The sequence below is a fragment of the Mesorhizobium sp. WSM4808 genome (assembly GCF_055811675.1).
This window is the reverse complement of sequence record NZ_JBVVQX010000022.1, coordinates 13444-27548: the sequence shown is the minus strand read 5'-3', so window position 1 is coordinate 27548 and position 14105 is coordinate 13444. Positions and strand designations below refer to the sequence as shown.

General features: G+C 61.2%; 11 protein-coding genes and 1 pseudogene. 7 read left to right on the top strand and 5 right to left on the bottom strand.

Features of this window, described 5'->3' with window-relative positions; all coding sequences use genetic code 11:
* Positions 1–39: 39 nt before the first annotated feature.
* Positions 40–906, bottom strand: coding sequence for a glutathione-dependent disulfide-bond oxidoreductase (gene yghU / locus AC0L2U_RS29420; protein WP_473603069.1), 867 nt, complete (start codon positions 904–906; stop codon positions 40–42).
* 195 nt (positions 907–1101) lie between these two features.
* Here yghU and AC0L2U_RS29415 point away from each other — a divergent pair, with 195 nt between their 5' ends.
* Both AC0L2U_RS29415 and AC0L2U_RS29410 read left to right on the top strand, forming a co-directional pair.
* A complete protein-coding gene (locus AC0L2U_RS29415; RefSeq protein WP_013530631.1) occupies positions 1102–2007 on the top strand; it encodes a S1C family serine protease in 906 nt (301 codons plus the stop codon).
* Positions 2008–2022: 15 nt separating this feature from the next.
* The gene (locus tag AC0L2U_RS29410; protein ID WP_292696221.1) at positions 2023–2997 is read left to right on the top strand and encodes a LysR family transcriptional regulator; all 975 of its coding nucleotides are present in this window, start codon (positions 2023–2025) and stop codon (positions 2995–2997) included.
* A 16-nt stretch (positions 2998–3013) separates the two neighbouring features.
* Here AC0L2U_RS29410 and AC0L2U_RS29405 read toward each other — a convergent pair whose 3' ends face one another.
* Complete coding sequence (locus AC0L2U_RS29405; RefSeq protein WP_127396890.1) at positions 3014–3742, bottom strand: SDR family oxidoreductase; 729 nt, start codon at positions 3740–3742, stop codon at positions 3014–3016.
* 112 nt (positions 3743–3854) lie between these two features.
* Positions 3855–4469, bottom strand: a complete 615-nt coding sequence (locus AC0L2U_RS29400; protein ID WP_473603067.1) for a hypothetical protein — start codon at positions 4467–4469, stop codon at positions 3855–3857.
* Positions 4470–4720: 251 nt separating this feature from the next.
* Here AC0L2U_RS29400 and AC0L2U_RS29395 point away from each other — a divergent pair, with 251 nt between their 5' ends.
* Entirely contained in the window at positions 4721–5320 is a 600-nt protein-coding gene (locus AC0L2U_RS29395; protein ID WP_473603066.1) for a YdeI/OmpD-associated family protein, read from the top strand.
* A 306-nt stretch (positions 5321–5626) separates the two neighbouring features.
* Here AC0L2U_RS29395 and AC0L2U_RS29390 read toward each other — a convergent pair whose 3' ends face one another.
* Positions 5627–5938, bottom strand: a complete 312-nt coding sequence (locus AC0L2U_RS29390) for a hypothetical protein (protein WP_164762488.1) — start codon at positions 5936–5938, stop codon at positions 5627–5629.
* Between the two features lie 389 nt (positions 5939–6327).
* Here AC0L2U_RS29390 and AC0L2U_RS29385 point away from each other — a divergent pair, with 389 nt between their 5' ends.
* Positions 6328–7950 (top strand): ABC-F family ATP-binding cassette domain-containing protein, encoded by a 1623-nt coding sequence (locus tag AC0L2U_RS29385; protein ID WP_127255771.1) that lies wholly within the window; start codon positions 6328–6330, stop codon positions 7948–7950.
* Positions 7951–8022: 72 nt separating this feature from the next.
* On the opposite strand, the gene AC0L2U_RS29380 is transcribed toward AC0L2U_RS29385, so the two are convergent.
* Positions 8023–8463, bottom strand: a complete 441-nt coding sequence (locus tag AC0L2U_RS29380) for a hypothetical protein (RefSeq protein ID WP_127267000.1) — start codon at positions 8461–8463, stop codon at positions 8023–8025.
* Between the two features lie 261 nt (positions 8464–8724).
* Between AC0L2U_RS29380 and AC0L2U_RS29375 the strand changes: the two genes are divergently transcribed.
* The 3 genes and pseudogenes from AC0L2U_RS29375 (at position 8725) to AC0L2U_RS29365 (ending at position 14102) form a co-directional block, all read left to right on the top strand.
* A complete protein-coding gene (locus tag AC0L2U_RS29375) occupies positions 8725–9081 on the top strand; it encodes a hypothetical protein (RefSeq protein ID WP_473603065.1) in 357 nt (118 codons plus the stop codon).
* 77 nt (positions 9082–9158) lie between these two features.
* Positions 9159–9460: pseudogene (locus AC0L2U_RS29370) on the top strand (ABC transporter permease); the annotation flags it as partial.
* A 277-nt stretch (positions 9461–9737) separates the two neighbouring features.
* The gene (locus AC0L2U_RS29365) at positions 9738–14102 is read left to right on the top strand and encodes an NACHT domain-containing protein (protein ID WP_473603064.1); all 4365 of its coding nucleotides are present in this window, start codon (positions 9738–9740) and stop codon (positions 14100–14102) included.
* The last annotated feature ends 3 nt before the right edge of the window (positions 14103–14105 follow it).

Genomic DNA, 14105 nt, shown 5'->3' with positions numbered 1-14105 from the left:
CGTCGGTGGCGGGTTTCCTTTGCCGCGACCCGCTATGGCCTATTCGGCGGCCAGTCTATCCTGTGTCTTGGTCTCGAAATCGCTGGCGTCGTGGCGCTCATGCAATTGCATGGCAGGCTCGCCGAAAGCGGGGTTGACCATGCGGCCGCGCTTGACCGCCGGTCGTGCGTCGATCGCCTTGGCCCAGCGTTGCACATGTGTGTATTCCTGCACGGACAGGAACTCGGCGGAATCATTGTACATGCGGCCGAGCGCCAGCCCGCCATACCAGGGCCACACCGCCATATCGGCGATGGAATAGTCCTTGCCGCCGAGATATTCGGTCTCCGCCAGCCGGCGGTCGAGCACATCCATCTGGCGTTTCACCTCCATCGAGAAGCGGTCGATGGCATATTCGAACTTTTCCGGCGCATAGGCATAAAAGTGACCGAAGCCGCCGCCCAGATACGGCGCCGAGCCCATCTGCCAGAACAGCCAGGACAGCACCTCGGCGCGGGCCGGCTGTTCGGTCGGCAGGAATTCGCCGAACTTCTCGGCGAGATAGACCAGGATCGAACCGGATTCGAAGATGCGCACCGGCGTTTCGCCGCTGCGGTCCATCAGGGCCGGGATCTTGGAGTTGGGATTGACCTCGACGAAGCCGCTGCCGAACTGGTCGCCATCGTTGATCCGGATCAGCCAGGCATCGTATTCGGCGCCCTTGTGGCCGCGCGCCAGAAGCTCTTCCAGCATGACGGTGACCTTGACGCCGTTCGGCGTCGCCAGCGAATAGAGCTGCAACGGATGCTTGCCGACGGGCAGTTCCTTGTCATGCGTCGGTCCGGCGATCGGCCGGTTGATGCTGGCAAAGGCTCCGCCGCTCGGCTTGTTCCAGGTCCATACTTTCGGCGGTGTGTAGTCGGTCATTTCGTGGCCTCGTGTCGGGGAAGGATGGCAGGTCGCCATAAACTAGGGCTGCGGATGTGTAAGTTCAACTTGCGTTGAACTATTATCGATGCCCGCAGAGCCGGCATCGGCAATTGGGCACTTCCTCGCCCTTGCGCCTTCTCCGGCGTGGCATACCTATAGAAGATGTCACCAAAGCCCATCCAGGACAAAAGCATGACCATCAATCCCAATCCGCGCTCGGTCGTTGCCGTGCGGGCTACTGTTCCCGAAGATGCCTTTACAGCCGGGGCGCTCGGCACGCTCAGGGAAGGCAGCGGCGTCGTCATTCGCAATGATGGACTGGTGTTGACCATCGGCTATCTCATCACCGAAGCGGAAGAGGTCTGGCTGACCAGCCATGACGGCCGCGTCATCCCCGCGCACGCGCTCGCCTATGACCAGGAATCGGGCTTTGGCCTGGTGCAGGCGCTGGCGCCGCTCGGCCTGCCGGCCGTGGCGTTGGGCGATGCCGGCAAGGCCAGGATCGGCGACGCCGTCGTGCTGGCCGACGGCATCGGCCAGTCGGTGCAGGCCAGGATCGTCACCAAGCAGGAATTCGCCGGCTATTGGGAATATCTGCTCGACGAGGCGATCTTCATTGCGCCGGCGCATCCGTCCTGGGGCGGTGCCGGGCTGTTCGGCGCCGACGGCTCGCTGCTCGGCATCGGCTCGCTGCGCCTACAGATGAGCCGCAACGGCGAGGTGGCCGACATCAACATGGTGGTGCCGATCGATCTGTTGCCGCCCATTCTCGACGACCTCCTGACGCGCGGCCAGGTGGCCAAGCCACCGCGCCCGTGGCTCGGCGCCCTGTCGGCCGAAAGCGACGGCAGGGTGGTGGTGATGAGCGTGACAGAGGGCGGCCCGGCGGCCAAGGCCGGCCTGCGTCAGGGCGACATCATCTCCGACATCCGCGACGGCGCGGTCGACGGGCTGGCCGATTTCTATCGCAAGCTGTGGGAAAGCGGCTCGGCGGGGGCCGAGATTCCGATGCGGGTGCTGCGCGACGGCCGCGAAACCTGGCTGCGCGTCAAATCGGCCGACCGCGGCAGTTTTCTGAAAAAGCCGCAGCTGCAGTAGGTGCGTCAGCCGCCGATGCATCCGAGACTGCTCAAGACCTTCCTTGCGGTGGCGCGGAGCCGCAGCATCACGCGTGCCGCAGAAGTGGTCCACCTCGCGCAATCGAGCGTCAGCGACCAGATCCAGGCGCTCGAAACGGAGCTTGGCGCGGCCCTGTTCACACGCGCGAAGTCAGGCCTTGAGCTGACGCCGGCGGGGCTGGCGCTGAAGCCGATCGCCGAGGATCTGTTGCGGCTCGATGGCGAGGCGCGCGCGGCCGTGCAGGCGGCGGCAAGTCAGACAAGCGGGCAGGTGACGATCGGCGCACTGGAGACGATTGCCTCGGCACGGCTGGCGCCCTGGCTACCTGGATTCCAGGCCGGTCATCCCGACATCATTGTGCGGATGAAAGTGGCGGGCAGCGGCGCGCTGCTGCGCCATCTGGAGGAAGGCGAGATCGATGTCGCCTTCTGTTTCGACCGCCGTGACTTCGCGAAGGACGCTTCCGATGAACGCTTCGCCAGGCGCACGATAGCAGCCGAACCGCTTGTGCTGATCGCGGCTCCTGGGCGGGGCAGCACCGGGCATGACCTGGCCGCCCTTGCCACGCTCTCCTTTGTGGCAACGGAGCCCGGATGCATCTACCGGCATATGTTCGACACGGCCTTTGCCGAGGCGGGCGTTGCCGCACCCAGACTTGCCGCCGAGGTCGGTAGCATCGGCGCCATTGCGCGGCTGGTGGCGGCCGGCGCGGGGCCCGCCCTCGTTCCACGCCTTGCCGTCACCGATGCGCTGGCGCGTGGTGAAATCGTCGAACTGCCGTGGCCCGGTCCGATGCGAACCGCGCCGCTGACGATGATCTGGCGGCGCCGGCGCGTCCAGCCGCCGGCACTGCGGCAATTGCTCACTGCCGCGCGCGACACGCTGGTGCCGGTTTCGTCGCCAGCCAAGGCTGGTTCAGGACTTGAATCGGCGAATCGCTCCAAGGCCTTGTTTGCCAACAACTTCTGACGGAGGCAGCGGCGGTTTAGATCAGGCGGTGGCCGCCCTCGACATGCAGCGTCGATCCCGTGGTAAAACCATTACCGATCAGGAATGCGATGGCGTCGGCGATGTCATCGGGTTGGCCGATCCGCCCGACCGGCAGCCGCTCGGCCATCGCGGCCAGGGTCGCGTCCTTGCGATCGCCGGCCACCTGCGCCCAGATCGTGGTGTCGACCCAGCCGGGTGAGACGGCATTGACGCGGATCGGCGCGAGCTCCACGGCCAGCGCACGCACCAGCCCTTCGAGCGCCGCATTGACTGACGCGACGACGGAGCCGCGTGCGGCCGGCCGATAGGCGGCGATGCCGGAAACGAAGGTCATGGAGCCGGTTGTTGCCAGCCGTGGCGCACCGTGCTTGGCGAGCAGCAGCGGGCCATAAAGCTTGCTCTCGACCATTCTTTGCGCCGCCTTCAGGTCAAGCGCCGGCAATAGCTGGTAGGCGCCTTCGATGTCGGCTGCGGTGCTGACGATGTGATTGACGTCGCCGATGCCTGCGAACAGAGCCGCGACCTGGTCTTCGCGCGTGATGTCGACGACGGCCGTCTCCAGCCCGGCGGGATTGCCAAGCGCCTCGCGCGCCTGTCGCAGCCGGTTCTCGCCGCGACCGGCGATGATCACCATGGCCCCAGCCTCAACGCAGCGCCGGGCCAGCGCCAGACCCATGCCGGAGCCGCCGCCGACGATCAGGATTTTCTGATTTGAAATGCTCATTTCGCTCTGCCTTTGCTTGGATGGACAAGGGCAGGGAAATGGCAGTTCGGTGCGGCAAGTGAAAACAGAAGAAACCGATAGCGCTATCGGAAGCGCCGATGATGCAGGGCGATCAGTTGCCGCAAGCAGTGAAGGCAGCGCCCGGGTTCCAGTCCTTGAAAGCGATGGCCTGGCCTTCGATCAAGACGGTCTTGTGCTTGGTGCTGCCGTCCGGCTGCTTTTCGCTGCTGGTGCCTTTGCCGGTCAGCACATTGTACTCGCAGGCGCTTTCGGCATTCTCCTTCAAATAGTCATCATGGCTATAGGCGAAGCCGGCGACGATGAAGGCACCGTTGCGCCAGGCGATGGTCAGCGTCATGTCGGTCCGTTCGCTTCCGACCGGCATCGCTGGCAGGTAGAATTTGATCGAACCGTTGGGCAGCATCGTCAGTTCCGGCTCGGTGTCGGAGTTCTCGTAGCCCGGCCGGTCGTAGCCGTTCCATTCCCCGTGGATCTGCTCGTGCACGATCTCGACAGGCTTGAGGTAATTGTGCTCCTTGTCCCTGAGGAAGAAGTGGACGTCCATCGGCTGGCCGGGCTCGGTCTCGACCACCATGGCAAGATCGACGGCGCCATCGCCGTTGAAGTCGCCAGTCACAGCCGTGACGATTTTCCGGGTTTCGATCGGCTCCGCAAGGGCGAGGCTCGGCAACAGCAAGGATAGAAAAGCGAGCAGCAGAGATTTCACGGTGGCATATTCCCCCAGACTGACACCTTGCGGTCCTATAGCATGGCGGTGGAATATCGCGCGCCCTCTCTTCTCCCCGACGAAGTCGCGCGGCGATGCTTTCCTTAGCTTGTGGTGACGCAACTGACGGAAACTGACAGCGATCGGTGCCACATGCCGGGCAATGACGATGGGCGCAATGCGGGGGGCAAGACGACAGTGGGAGCAGGAACTATGGTGGCGCGAGCGGCACTGAACAAGCAGGTCGGCTAATGGCGCCGGTCAAGGTTGATCCCGACAAGATCCATGAATTCCCGGATGCGGGCAGCTTCTACGCGTGGCTCGGCAAGCACCACGCTACGGAAACCGAAGTGTGGATCATGGTTCACAAGGTGGGGTCGGGACTGAAGTCGATCACCCCCAAGCAAGCCATCGACGTGGTGCTGTGCTTCGGCTGGATCGATGCGGTGCGCAAGGGGCTGGACGACAAGAGTTTCCTGCAGCGCTACACGCCGCGCAGCCGGAAGAGCATCTGGAGCCTGATCAACATCGACAATGTCGCGCGGCTGGTCGAGGAGGGCCGCATGACCGAGCATGGACTCAAACAGGTCGAAGCGGCCAAGGCGGACGGGCGCTGGGCGCGCGCCTATGGCAGCGGCAAGGAGATGAAGATCCCCGACGATCTGCAAGCAGCCATAGACGCCGAACCCGCCGCGAAGGCGATGCTTGAAAAACTCAGCGCGCAGAACCGTTTCGCGCTCGCCTTCCGCACCCACAACATGAAGACCGAGGCCGGGCGCAAGAAGAAGATCGAGACGTTTGTGGCCATGCTGAAGCGCGGCGAGACGATCTACCCGCAAGGCAGGAAGTAAGCCGCTCAGGCTCTTTCTGCGGCGAGGGGTATGCGTTGCGCATGCGGCCCGCCACCCGATTCCTGGGCAGATTGCGATCGGCACTCAGCGTCGCATGAAGTGCTTCAGTATCTGAATCGCCGAATTGTTATAAGCATCTGTTTTTGTGCGGATTTGACAGGTGTCTGTCGCGCATTTCCTCCGGCATTGCGTAGCCAAGAAAAAAGCCGCCCTCGCTTTTGCGAGCGGCGGCCTTTTCCCGGGAGGAAGTCAGGAAGGAGGGGCAATCAAGCAGCCTTGGCGTGCTTGATGGTTCAAAGGCAGATACTATTGGTTCAAGTCGACCGGCGTCACTCCAAGGAGCTTCAGGGCGTTGGCGTAGGTCCTGATGCCTTGGGCCTGCTTGCGCTCGGCACAAAACCGGTTCGCCTTGTCCTGGAGCGCGGTTGCCTCGGCGATCTGGCTCGCACTGGCACCGGGTTTGGCTTTGGTCTGGATGGCTCCGTCGAGTTGAAGACCGAGCTGGCTGCAATATTCGCTCCGGGTGACCGCTGCTTCCGCCCCCGACTGTGCGACCGCCAGCATGGCGAGCGAAATGCCTGTCAGGGCACCCATCCATCCGGTCGAACGTCGTTGCATTTTCGGGACCATTTCTTCGCGTTGTGCAGCAGCCCGCTTGACCGCCGCGAGGGTGGTTATGACAGGCGATGTTTTCGCGAGTTTTTCCCGGATGTTGAATGTTGTTTCTGGAGTGTGTCTGGGTGGGGTTCTCCCTTCTCCCCCTGTGGGAGAAGGTGGCCTCGCGAAGCGAGGTCGGATGAGAGGTGTTCCAGGGAACACCAACGTCTCATTCCGCTGGAACACCCCTCATCCGTCTCGGCCCTGACGCGCCGATCCACCTTCCCCCACAAGGGGGGAAGGCAAGGGCGTTCCGCTGTATGCGGCGCTTGCGCCTCTTTCTTTGCGGCCATCCTTCGCGTAAGGCGCCAGGCAAATCCTTTCACGCAAGCATATAGCCCGGACACCGCATGATCAGACTTGAAAGCATCAGCAAGCAGAACGGCCGTCAGCTTGTCTTCATCGAAGCGTCGGCCTCCCTGCAGAAGGGCGAGAAGGTCGGCCTCGTCGGGCCGAACGGCGCCGGCAAGACGACGCTGTTTCGCATGATCACCGGGCAGGAGCAGCCCGACGAAGGCCAGGTGCAGGTCGATCGCGGCGTCACCATCGGCTATTTCAGCCAGGATGTCGGCGACATGGAAGGCCACAGCGCTGTGGCCGAAGTGATGAACGGCGCCGGGCCGGTCAGTGAAGTCGCGGCCGAAATGGCAGCGCTCGAGGCGGCCATGGCCGATCCCGACCAGGCCGACCAGATGGACGAGATCATCGAAAAATATGGCGAGGCGCAGCACCGCTTCGAGGAACTCGACGGCTATGCGCTGGATGGCCGCGCGCGGGAAGTGCTCGACGGTCTCGGCTTTTCGCAGGAGATGATGGACGGCGATGTCGGAAAGCTCTCCGGCGGCTGGAAGATGCGCGTGGCGCTGGCCCGCATCCTGCTGATGCGGCCCGACGCCATGTTGCTCGATGAGCCATCGAACCATCTCGACCTGGAGAGCCTGATCTGGCTGGAATCCTTCCTGAAAAACTATGACGGCGCGCTGCTGATGACCTCGCACGATCGCGAGTTCATGAACCGCATAGTCAACAAGGTGGTCGAGATCGACGCCGGTTCGCTGACCGCCTATTCCGGAAACTACGAATTCTACCAGCAGCAGCGGGCGATCGCCGACAAGCAGCAGCAGGCACAGTTCGAGCGCCAGCAGGCAATGCTGGCCAAGGAGATCGCCTTCATCGAGCGCTTCAAGGCGCGCGCCTCGCATGCCGCGCAGGTGCAGAGCCGGGTGAAGAAGCTGGACAAGATCGACCGCGTCGAGCCGCCGAAGCGCCGCCAGACGGTTTCGTTCGATTTCCTGCCGGCGCCGCGCTGCGGCGAGGATGTCGTGACGCTGAAGAACGTCCACAAGGGCTATGGCAGCCGCACCATCTATGAGGGGCTCGACTTCCAGGTCCGCCGCCGCGAGCGCTGGTGCATCATGGGCGTCAACGGCGCCGGCAAGTCGACGCTCTTGAAGCTGGTCGCCGGCGCTTCCGAGCCCGACACCGGCACGGTCGCGCGCGGGCCAAGCGTCAAAATGGGATATTTCGCCCAGCACGCCATGGAGGTGCTGGAAGGCGAGCGCACCGTGTTCCAGACACTGGAGGACGCGTTTCCGCAGGCTGGCCAGGCGCCGCTGCGGGCACTCGCCGGCTGCTTCGGTTTTTCCGGCGACGAGATCGAGAAGAAATGCCGCGTGCTGTCAGGCGGTGAGAAGGCGCGGCTGGTGATGGCGCTGATGCTGTTCGACCCGCCCAACCTTTTGGTGCTGGACGAGCCGACCAACCATCTCGACATCGCCACCAAGGAGATGCTGATCACGGCACTTTCGCAGTACGAGGGCACCATGCTGTTCGTCTCGCACGACCGGCATTTTCTGGCGGCGCTCTCCAACCGCGTGCTGGAACTGACGCCCGAAGGCATCCACACCTATGGCGGCGGCTATACGGAATATGTCGAGCGGACGGGGCAGGAAGCGCCGGGGTTGAGGAGCTAGGTAAATGATAAGGGCGGCGTCGGCTCGAAGCCGGCACCACCCTTTGAATATGGTCCGGCTGGAATGACGGCCTTACTCGAACGAGATGGCCATGCCGCTGAGGTCGGCGTTGACCTGCAGGCCGACTTGCTTGCCCGTGAGTTCGAGTTGGGCGCCCTTGTCATTGGTCATGATGATCACCTGGGCTCCCTTGCCGATCGTGCCGCCGCCGCCGGCTGCTCCGTAGACCCCGGTCACGTCGCGGGCGCGGCGGATATGGCGAACCGTGCCGCGGAAATATGTCTTGGACACGCCGAAAGCCAGGCCTCCAGACACGGCGCCGATCGAGATCGGGTAGCTCTTGCCATGGAAGGTGAAGGTGCCCTTGCCGCCGGAGCCGCCGACGAAAAACGCCGCCTTGTAGACGGCGAAGCGGATCGTGCCGCTGTCGGCATGCGCGGCGCTGGCAAAACCGATGCTCGCGGTGGCGATGGCGGCAACCGCGATGGAACGAAATCCGGATGAAATCTTCATGGTGAGAACTCCTCAATGTCGCCGCTTTGCCGGCCGGGATGTCGGCGTGGGATCAAAGTTACAACTGAACAGTCTCGCCCGTGATTTGGTTCCAGGCCCCGTGATTTGGTTCCAGGCATGTTCGAATCCGGCTGCGGGAAGGCCCGGGGAGAGGGCGATGGGTTGCGGAGAGCGGGGGAAGGCGCCTGACCGCAGAGCTATCGCCTTGTGCGATGAAGAGGTCTATGCAGGCCCCTTCACAAGGCTTAGGAGAGGCTTCGGATGAGAAACGCAATCTGCCTCGCATTGACTGCGGCAGTGGCCGGATGCGCGACCTCCCCGGTCGACTATGAGGCGTCGCTTTCGCAGCAGGACCAGAAATGGGCTTCGCCGGCATGCCAGCAGGCACGCAGGGCGGCTTCGGATTACCAGGCTCGCGAGAAGGAGCATCCGGGGTGGGGGTTCGGCGTTCTGCTTGGTCCACACTCGATGGGGCTCGTCGCAGCCATCAAGGAGCATGAGCAGAAGCAACGAAAGCTGTTCGCCCGCGAAGTGCACCTGCAATGCTCAAGCCTGCCGCTGCCGAAGGAACTGCAGGGCGATTTGAACCCTGGGGTGCGTCCAACGAAGTATCCATAGCCTTGGCGGTGCCTTCCGGGCAAAAGGCGCCGGGGCCTGCGAAGCGGCGCGAGTGATGGTAAGCCGCCGTTGGGCCTTATGTGATCTTCAGCGTGCTCGCCGGCCTCACCCGCCTGCTATCAGCCTGATCAAGGCGCCATCGCTGTCGCTCGCCGAACCGCTGGTGCCGCCCTCGGTGGTCGTCGCCGTGATCGGCGGCACCTCCATCTTCGGCGGCCGCGGCGGCTACACCGGCACCATCATCGGCGCGCTGATCCTCACCGTGCTGACGACGCTCTTGACCATCCTGCAGATGCCGGAGGGCGCGAGGCGCATCCTGTTCGGGCTGATCGTGCTGTTCGTGACGGCGGCTTATCTGAGGATTGTCGAGGAGCGGTAGGGGGGTGGATTGAGGGGGATGGCTACTGTTGGGCCGGACGCGGGCTGGCAGCTTTGGACGCCGGAAAATTGGAAAGCGGACGCTCAGCTTCCAATCACAAAATCGCATGCGACAAACGAACTACATGTTGTGCAACATGTCCTTAGCCGGTCACCTTGCCAGCCAATTGACTCAAGAAGTCGAATTCGCGGCGACTTTCCCTGTAGACACAAACGATCTTCTGGCCTCGCCGCCTCCCAACAAGTAGGATTCATAAAGCAACAAGTGATGGACCTATATGCCGAGACCCGAGGGCAATCGACGCTACATCGAGCTGGATCGCACGTTTCACGAGCTCTCTCGCTATGCAAGCGATAACGACGACGCCGACCTGTCACGGACCTTCTTTGCCAGCGACTCACTCACCTGGGATCAGCTCCTAGCCGAATACCGGGTCGTCATACTCTCCGAGGCAGGCTCTGGAAAGACGGAAGAGATCCGACATGTCGCCCAACGCCTGCGCTCTGAGGGCAAGGATGCCTTCTTCCTGCGTCTCGAAAACATTCCCTCGCATTTCGCGAATGCCTTCGACGTCGGCAGTTTCAAGGAGTTTGAGGATTGGCTCTCGTCCGGGCGAGAGGGCTGGCTGCTTCTCGACTCAGTGGATGAGGCTCGGCTCCGACACGCCCAAGACTTTGAACTTGCCGTCAAGCTGGTGGGCGACCAGGTGCGGCTGGCTCTCGACCGCTCACACATCCTGCTGACGGGGAGAATCTCTGCATGGCGACCGAAAACCGACCTCGAGATGTGCAAGCGGTACTTGCCATATACACCAATAGTGAGGGTGGCAAACGAGGACACCGCTAGTCCCGGCGGCCCGGACAACAGCGGGACGGACTCCTCCGATTTTGATAGTGTTGACGGTGACCAACCCGAACGCTACCCTTCGACATCTTCAAAGGCGGCACCGGAGGAGAATCCTGCCGCACCATTTCGCATCGTCACGCTAGACGACCTAGATCCGGTGAGGGTTGAGAGGTTTGTCGATGCCTCCGGCGTTACCAACGTCAAAGATTTTGTGAAGGCCATCCAGAAAGCGGATGCGTGGTACTTCACAACTCGCCCTCAAGACCTTGAAGACCTCATCTCACTCTGGTTGGACCAAAACCTGATCGGCGGCCGACTTGAGATCATGCAGAATGGCATATCGCGCCGTTTGAAGGAGCCGGACCAGAACAGAGACGATGCCTTTCCGCTTTCAGAGGACAAGGCGACCTTTGGCGCGCGGTTACTTGCTGCCGCGACGACGCTAGGCAGAAACCCAGCTATTCAGGTTCCCGGTGGTGGCCACGGACTGCGAGGAATCTCCGCAGATAAGGTGCTACCCGACTGGGACTCACGCGAGCGAAAAGCTATCCTCGACCGACCCATATTCGACGCTCCTGCATATGGAGCTGTGCGTTTTCATCATCGAACTGTGCGCGAGTATCTGGCGGCAGATTGGCTGAGGCAGTTGCTCACTCATGCAACGTCACGGCGTGCGATAGAGAGTCTATTTTTTAGAACGCAATACGATGTGGAAATCATCGTTCCAACGACGCGTCCGCTTCTTCCGTGGCTTGCACTGTTCGACGATCGGATCAGGGAGCGAGTGCGCAGCGTTGCTCCAGAGGTCCTCTTTGAAGGCGGCGATCCGGCTAAGCTACCTTTGGCGACACGGCGCCAAGTTCTAAGAGACGTGACGGCTGAAATTGCCGCCAACTACGCGCCCCGCTCGCCGACAGACTTGGGCGCCGTCCAGCGCTTCGCGAATGTAGACCTTACGGACGACATCCGCCAACTGCTTAGAGAATACAAGAACGACGACGATGCTGTCGGTTTCCTCCTCCGAATGGTTTGGCAAGGACAGATCAAGGGGGCACTTAACGAGACCAAGGAGGTGGCCCTTAAAAGTGATGGCGGGAAGTATCGTCGCATAGCGGCTATCCGCGCACTTCACGAAATCGGTTCTCCTGAGGACCTCGGTGACGTACGCGATGCGTTGCTAGCTGAAACGCCTCCAATCAAGCGTGAGTGGCTCGGCGAGATTGTGTCTGTGTTGGGCCAGTCGAAGCCAGAGCTAGACTGGTTGATATCAGCTCTGGCCGTGGCCGAGCCACCTGAGCGGTTCCAAGTTGATCAGCTGTCGGACGCTCTGGGCCGCTTTGTGGATGGCGCTGCAATCGAGGCTCTGGCGTCACTGGCGGCCGCGTTCGACGAACTCCTTTCTCACGCTCCATACGTTGACCAACGCTTTGCGCGCGTATCGAAGGAAAATAGCTGGCTTCTTGAGACCGCGGCAAAGACCGCAGAGCGACTGGTTGTTGCTCGCGCGCCTGCCGCGCTGGGCCCAGAAGTATTGCGCACTCTCCACGCTCTGCGCGCATCGCATCACTTTAGCCCAGACATCCGTGAGCTGAAGACTGGGATAGCGGAGTTGGTACCCTCGTGGCCCGAACTCAATCGCGCTGTATTTTGGTCGGACGTCGACGTCGCCCGCCACGCATCTCGAGGCGAGAACCGAGTCACCTCGCCATGGCAGGCTTCGATCTTTGGCGCATTCTGGAAATTTGGCCCGGACGATTTCGAGTACCTTTGCGGCCAGGTGGCACTAAGGCCGTTCATCGACGACAAGCTGATTGCCTTGTCCCTCGCGTATGACGCCTATGTCCTCGCCGGTAGGTCGAAGAAATCCTATGACCTACTTAAAAATTCTGTATCCGCTGGAAATAGCGAGCTATCGCAACGCTTCCAAACGCTCATCAATCCGCCACCGCGTAGTCAGCTAACACCCCAAGAAGCCCGCTGGAAAAAGCAGGCAAAGGCACGCGAACGCACAGAGAAAGCGAACAAGCGGAAGTCGCAGGAATACATTCGCAACAACGTGGAGTCCGTACGCGACCCGAAGTTCCCCAATCCCGACGATATCTCCCGCACGCAATGGTACCTGCACCACCAAACACGCGATGCTGCGGAACGTGGCGGCAAATGGACTATGGGGGCGTGGAAGACGCTAATCCCAACCTTCGGCGAAGCCGTCGCGCTCGCTTATCGCGAGGGCGCAATCAAGCATTGGCGGCGCGCCACACCAAAGGTCAGGTCGGAAGGGTCACCTGCCAATCAGACATCGGCTTCGATAATTTTTGGCCTAACTGGGCTCGCTATTGAGGCCAGGGAGACCGCCGGTTGGGCGGCCGGTCTCAGCGCGAATGACGCGCTTCGTGCGTGCCGCTATGCGTCGCATGAGCTGAACGGATTTCCTGAATGGTTCCCGAGCCTATTCCAGGCTCATCCTGTCGTCGTGGCAAACTTCCTCATGCAGGAACTGACCTTCGAAGTGAATGAGGAGCCAGAGGAAGGTATGCATTACATCATCGACGACCTGAGTTGGTCGGGACAGTGGGCCTGGTCCGAAATTGGACGCAGAGTTTTCGAACTGTTGAGAGCAACGGAGCCCCGAAACACCGAAACGCTCGATAAGCTGATCCAAATGGTTCTGGGCTCTTCGATTCCTGATAATGAAATCGCCACGCTGGCAAAGTCGAAAGCAATGACCACACCCCGCACTTCTCACAGTGCTCACTGGTTTGCCACATGGACTGGAGTCGCTCCGGACGAAGCAATCTCCTCACTGCAGCACTATCTCTCAGAGATTGATAGCGATGACCTGCGGACCGGGGCGGCGATGATTTTCGTCACACGTCTGTTTGGGGACAGGCGCAGTAATTTTAAGGTCGCCCGCGACACCTTCAAGACTCCTGCACACTTAAAGGCGCTTTATCAGCTAATGCATCTGCATATCCGTCGGGCAGATGACATCGATCGCACAAATGGTGGAGTCTATTCGCCGGAACTGCGCGATCATGCGCAAGACGCAAGAAATGCGATTCTAAACGTCCTGGAAAATATTCCCGGTAAGGAATCATACTTCGCAATGAAGGAATTAGCCGAGGCCGAGGAAAGCGACTCCACGCGCCAGTGGATTTTATTCCGCGCGCATCGTCGAGCCGAGCAAGATGGTGACTTGGACGCTTGGACACCTGACCAGGTGCGAGATTTTACGCTAAGTCAAGAACGCACCCCCACGTCCCACCGCGAGCTTGCGGAACTTGCGGTTGGTCGTCTCCTAGATCTCAAAGATGATCTTGAGAATGGCGCTAGCAGTATTGCGTCTATCCTTCGGAAAGTGAACGAAGAAAGCAACATGCGTTTGTTCATCGGTAGGGAGCTAAGAGAGAAAGCTGCCGGCCGCTATTCTCTGCCACAAGAGGAGGAGCTTGCGGACGCAAAACGACCCGATCTCCGCTTTCACGGCTCAGGAATAGACACACCGGTCGCCGTAGAATTGAAGCTGGCCGATAAATGGACCGGCCCTGAGTTGTTCGAGCGCCTCGAAAACCAGCTGTCCGCTGCCTACCTCCGAGATCGCCGCTCACTGCAGGGTATCTATGTCTTAGTCCACCAAGGGAGCAAACACTCTTGGGAGCTTCCAACCGGTTCCCGCACCGACTTCGACGGGCTAGTGAGCGCTCTACGTTGTCACTGGCAGTTGCTAGCCTCACGATTTCCAGCGATTGATGAAATAGCTGTTGTTGGAATTGATCTGACGGGGCGATCCAGATGACGT

Coding starts and splice junctions, on each gene's coding strand:
- yghU (WP_473603069.1), bottom strand. CDS start 906: ATGACCGACTACACACCGCCGAAAGTATGGACCTGGAACAAGCCGAGC.
- AC0L2U_RS29415 (WP_013530631.1), top strand. CDS start 1,102: ATGACCATCAATCCCAATCCGCGCTCGGTCGTTGCCGTGCGGGCTACT.
- AC0L2U_RS29410 (WP_292696221.1), top strand. CDS start 2,023: ATGCATCCGAGACTGCTCAAGACCTTCCTTGCGGTGGCGCGGAGCCGC.
- AC0L2U_RS29405 (WP_127396890.1), bottom strand. CDS start 3,742: ATGAGCATTTCAAATCAGAAAATCCTGATCGTCGGCGGCGGCTCCGGC.
- AC0L2U_RS29395 (WP_473603066.1), top strand. CDS start 4,721: ATGGCGCCGGTCAAGGTTGATCCCGACAAGATCCATGAATTCCCGGAT.
- AC0L2U_RS29390 (WP_164762488.1), bottom strand. CDS start 5,938: ATGCAACGACGTTCGACCGGATGGATGGGTGCCCTGACAGGCATTTCG.
- AC0L2U_RS29385 (WP_127255771.1), top strand. CDS start 6,328: ATGATCAGACTTGAAAGCATCAGCAAGCAGAACGGCCGTCAGCTTGTC.
- AC0L2U_RS29380 (WP_127267000.1), bottom strand. CDS start 8,463: ATGAAGATTTCATCCGGATTTCGTTCCATCGCGGTTGCCGCCATCGCC.
- AC0L2U_RS29375 (WP_473603065.1), top strand. CDS start 8,725: ATGAGAAACGCAATCTGCCTCGCATTGACTGCGGCAGTGGCCGGATGC.
- AC0L2U_RS29365 (WP_473603064.1), top strand. CDS start 9,738: ATGCCGAGACCCGAGGGCAATCGACGCTACATCGAGCTGGATCGCACG.